Source organism: Lactobacillus colini (genome assembly GCF_017874575.1).
In the GTDB taxonomy this organism is placed as follows: domain Bacteria; phylum Bacillota; class Bacilli; order Lactobacillales; family Lactobacillaceae; genus Lactobacillus; species Lactobacillus colini.
The window spans coordinates 1-3,741 of sequence record NZ_JAGGLU010000026.1 but is presented as its reverse complement, the minus strand read 5'-3'; the positions used below and the strand labels follow the sequence as shown (position 1 = coordinate 3,741).

Sequence of the window (3,741 nt, the reverse complement as noted above, 5' to 3'; positions counted from 1 at the left end):
GATGTATTTGTGGTTATTTACATTCTAACAAAGAGTCACAAATGGGCTTTTTTAATTTTATGAACTAAGTGTTCAATTTGATTCTACAATTAACGAGAAAATTAAATTTAAAAAGTCATATATTATTTTTGATGATTTCTTGTTTTAGATTTTCTAATTCAACTAATTGGGCGCCTTGATAGCCCGATAAGTTAAGAATATCAAAGGCTGTCTTCATCTTATCTATTCCTAAATTGTGTTCACCGCTAAGATATAAATTAGCTCCTTGATAAAAAATAAGTCTTGTTTTTTCGAAAAGAAAATCTGGAGAATCGATTAATAGTTTAACCATGTTGAAATAAGATGGGATAAGATTAAGTTCTCTTCTTTTAATGAAAATCTCTATAGTATTTAGCAGGGTATCAATTAAGCTATTTTTATTTTTACTTAAACTGATATATTTTATTCCCTTTTGATAAACTTGCTTACTTAAAATTTTTATAATATCAGTTGGTAAAAATGGCATTGCATTTGCATAAAGCAAGAATTCATAATATCCCCAATTTTCAGCGTAAAGTAAATAATTTTTTATAGGCTCCCAATCTTTATTGAGGGGCTTTTCTTTATTAATAAGGGATTTATACAGGGAAGCTAAACAAATGTTATGCAAATATCGAATATTTTTATTTTCTTCGTAAATTGATTTTTCTTTATAAATTAAGCTATCAATAAGATCTTGGCTGTTTAACTCTACAGCTTTAGCTAACTTCTCTAAAAAATAGTTTTCGCTAGTGTTTTCAAAATGATTAGCTTCTAGCAAAAATTCATTAATATCAACATTAATGTTGTTCAAAATATTAATAAGCCTAGAAAAAGAAATTTCACTTTCTCCTCTTTCAAACTTTGATAAAAATGCTGGTGTGACTACATTACTGGCTGCTTGTTTAATGGTGATATTTTTGGCCTTTCTTATGTTTCTAAAAGCAATCCCATATTTTTTCATGATATTCTCCTAAATTATAATATATGACCTTTTAATAAGAATTCTAACACAGCTTTATATAATAAATGCTGTTAAGCTTAACGCGTTTACACAAAGGATTGAATGCACTTTTCACTAACAACATCTTTTTAAATTAGTAACAAAGAGGGGACATAATTATGAATATTTTAGTAAAAAATAAATACTTTAGAAGATTTTCAGTTGCTCAGCTACTTTCCGGAGCTGGCGATTCATTATTTTATTTAGCACTTATGACTTATGCTAGTAACTTATCTAACTATTCACTTGCTTTATCTTTAATTGCAATTTCTGAATCATTACCGAAGGTATTGAATATACTAGGTGGCTATTATGCAGATAAAACAGTAAATAAGCTAAAAGCAGTCATAAATTTAAATTTCATAAGGTTTTTCTTTTATCTGCTGGTAACAATATTATTTCTATCTCATATTATCCCTTGGTATATAGTAATTATATCTATCTTAATCAATTTAATTTCGGACTCGTTAGGATCTTATTCTACTGGTTTACAATTGCCCTTAATTGTAAGTTTAGTTAATGAAGATGAAGTTTCTGAAGCTGCTGGTATTACTAATGGACTTTCTGAAGCTGTAGTATTTGTAGCACAGCTTATAGGTTCAGGGTTATTGATTTTTATTTCATATGCAGGTATTGCTTTAGTAAATGCTATTACATTTTTGTTAGCTGCGATCTTATTCCTCAGCTTGCGAAAAGTATCGAATTTAAATAGAGCACAATCTACATTAAATCCAGAAAATAGCGATAATCTTATTACTACACTGAAAAAATCTTTTTATCAATTGAAAAAGTCTAGTAGTATACTACCGACTATATTATTACTTTCGGGCTTAAATGGAATTATCGGAAGTATAGAACCGTTACTTTCAATTGTTATAGCAGCCAATAAAAATATAATGGTCATAGGAACATACAGTTTAACGATTACGCTTGTAGGTGGTGCTATCTCGATAGGAATAATTTTGGGAGGAATCTTTGGACCACAAATTTTTAAGAGGCAGTCTATCTTTATCATTTCAATATATGCTCTATTAGTTAGTCTATGTATACTAATAGCTGTCTTCTTTAGAAATATACTAGTATGTTTAGGTTGTCTAGCTTTCCTTGGTCTATTTATAGGGACTATTTCTCCAAAAATGATGCAACAACTTGTTAAAATTGTAGACAATTCTTTACTGGCGTCTACTATGGGCGCCTTAAATACATTTCTAGTTATAAGTGCTCCGATAATGGTTTCAGTATTGACAACTATTTCAGGCTTAACCAATGTCAAGGTCTCGCTATTTATAATTTTAGCTTTAGACATTATGCTATTAATTGTTGCCGTTGATTGTTTATTTAAAAAGTTAGAAACTGAATAATTGAAAAAAATACGATAATGATAAAAAGGCTTTAAAAAAAGTCCAGTCTTAATACTAGTTGTGTTATTTAGTAATCGTTTTAGCTACAGTTTGATAAGCTTGTGCATCTGGCAAGGTGAAGTTAAGATTGTTGATACCATCCCAACTAGTTTGCATGTCAACTAATTTGGTTTCGTTATTTACAACGTGAACTGGCTTTAATCCTAAGGCTTGGCGGATTATCTTAGATGCCTTGTTAATTTGCTCACTTGTAGCTATTTGGAAGTCTAGGCCACTAATTTTAGCATCTTTGCCCCTAAGACCATAGTTATGAATAGTATTTAGATTTTTGACGTAATTATTGTATAAAGCTGCAAAATTATCTAAAGGGATGTCGGTCTTGATATCATCTTTGACTGCGTTAACCAGCTTAGTAGCAGTAAATAGGTTACCTGACTTACTAAATTTACTAAATGCACTCATTAAGATCTGTTGACCACGCTTTTGGCGACCGTAGTCATTATCCGGATCGTCGTAACGCATTCTAGCATATCCTAAAGCTTGGCTACCATTTAAATATTGCATACCTTGAGGATAGGTATGTCCTTGGAAGGTAAACTTAAATGGATTGTTAACCTCAACTCCGTCAACGGCATTGACTACTTTTTCTAGCATGCCCATGTTTACTAGGGCATAGTATTGAACTGGCACATCAAGTAATTCACTTACTTGCTCTTTGGCTAACTTAGCGCCACCTAGAGCATAGGCGGCGTTGATCTTGACATAGTCAGTTCCTTGACTGGTATTGACCTTAACTAAGGTATCACGAGGAATAGCAGTAATTGTTACTTGCTTAGTCTGAGGATTAACGGTCATTAATTCCATTGTATCTGTATTACCGGTATTAGTTGCCTTCCTACCCAGTGCGCCATCGTCTGTTCCTAAAAGTAAAACCGAAAGTGGCTTACCTTCGGCTATTTGCCGTTCATCTTTAGCTGAATGGTTACTAGAAATATTGTCGACAGCACTATGAATATATCCAAATCCAGCTGCTCCAATAGCTAATAAGACGGCAATAATTCCTAATATCCAAGAAAATGTTCTCTTCTTCACGTTAGTATCCTCCAAATCATCTATTCATGTTCTAGCTTAAATAGATAAATAAATAAATTCCAGAGAGATATAAAATGTTTTGCAAAATTTTTAGGTTGATATAAAATTTCTTTATAAGGTATTAAAAATAAATATACAGAAAACAAAAAAAAGACATCGCTAACGCGATGCCTTATAATTATGGGTGGTCAGGGGATCGAACCCTGGACCCACGGATTAAGAGTCCGTTGCTCTGCCAGCTGAGCTAACCACCCATTGGATAACCAA

At 31.9% G+C, this 3,741-nt stretch carries 3 protein-coding genes and 1 tRNA gene; 1 reads left to right on the top strand and 3 read right to left on the bottom strand.

What is annotated here, in order from left to right:
• Nucleotides 1-115: 115 nt before the first annotated feature.
• Nucleotides 116-982, bottom strand: coding sequence for a helix-turn-helix domain-containing protein (locus J2Z60_RS10780; protein WP_209687699.1), 867 nt, complete (start codon nt 980-982; stop codon nt 116-118).
• 158 nt (nt 983-1,140) lie between these two features.
• Between J2Z60_RS10780 and J2Z60_RS10775 the strand changes: the two genes are divergently transcribed.
• On the top strand, nt 1,141-2,382 hold the full coding sequence (locus J2Z60_RS10775) for an MFS transporter (protein WP_209687698.1): 1,242 nt from the start codon (nt 1,141-1,143) through the stop codon (nt 2,380-2,382).
• A 63-nt stretch (nt 2,383-2,445) separates the two neighbouring features.
• Here the strand turns inward: J2Z60_RS10775 and J2Z60_RS10770 are convergent, their stop codons facing one another.
• On the bottom strand, nt 2,446-3,474 hold the full coding sequence (locus J2Z60_RS10770; protein ID WP_209687697.1) for an LCP family protein: 1,029 nt from the start codon (nt 3,472-3,474) through the stop codon (nt 2,446-2,448).
• Between the two features lie 181 nt (nt 3,475-3,655).
• A tRNA-Lys gene (locus J2Z60_RS10765) sits at nt 3,656-3,728 on the bottom strand.
• Between the last annotated feature and the right edge of the window lie 13 nt (nt 3,729-3,741).

What these genes read in the sequence shown, in the direction of transcription:
- J2Z60_RS10780 (WP_209687699.1), bottom strand. Translation starts at nt 982, where the DNA reads ATGAAAAAATATGGGATTGCTTTTAGAAACATAAGAAAGGCCAAAAAT.
- J2Z60_RS10775 (WP_209687698.1), top strand. Translation starts at nt 1,141, where the DNA reads ATGAATATTTTAGTAAAAAATAAATACTTTAGAAGATTTTCAGTTGCT.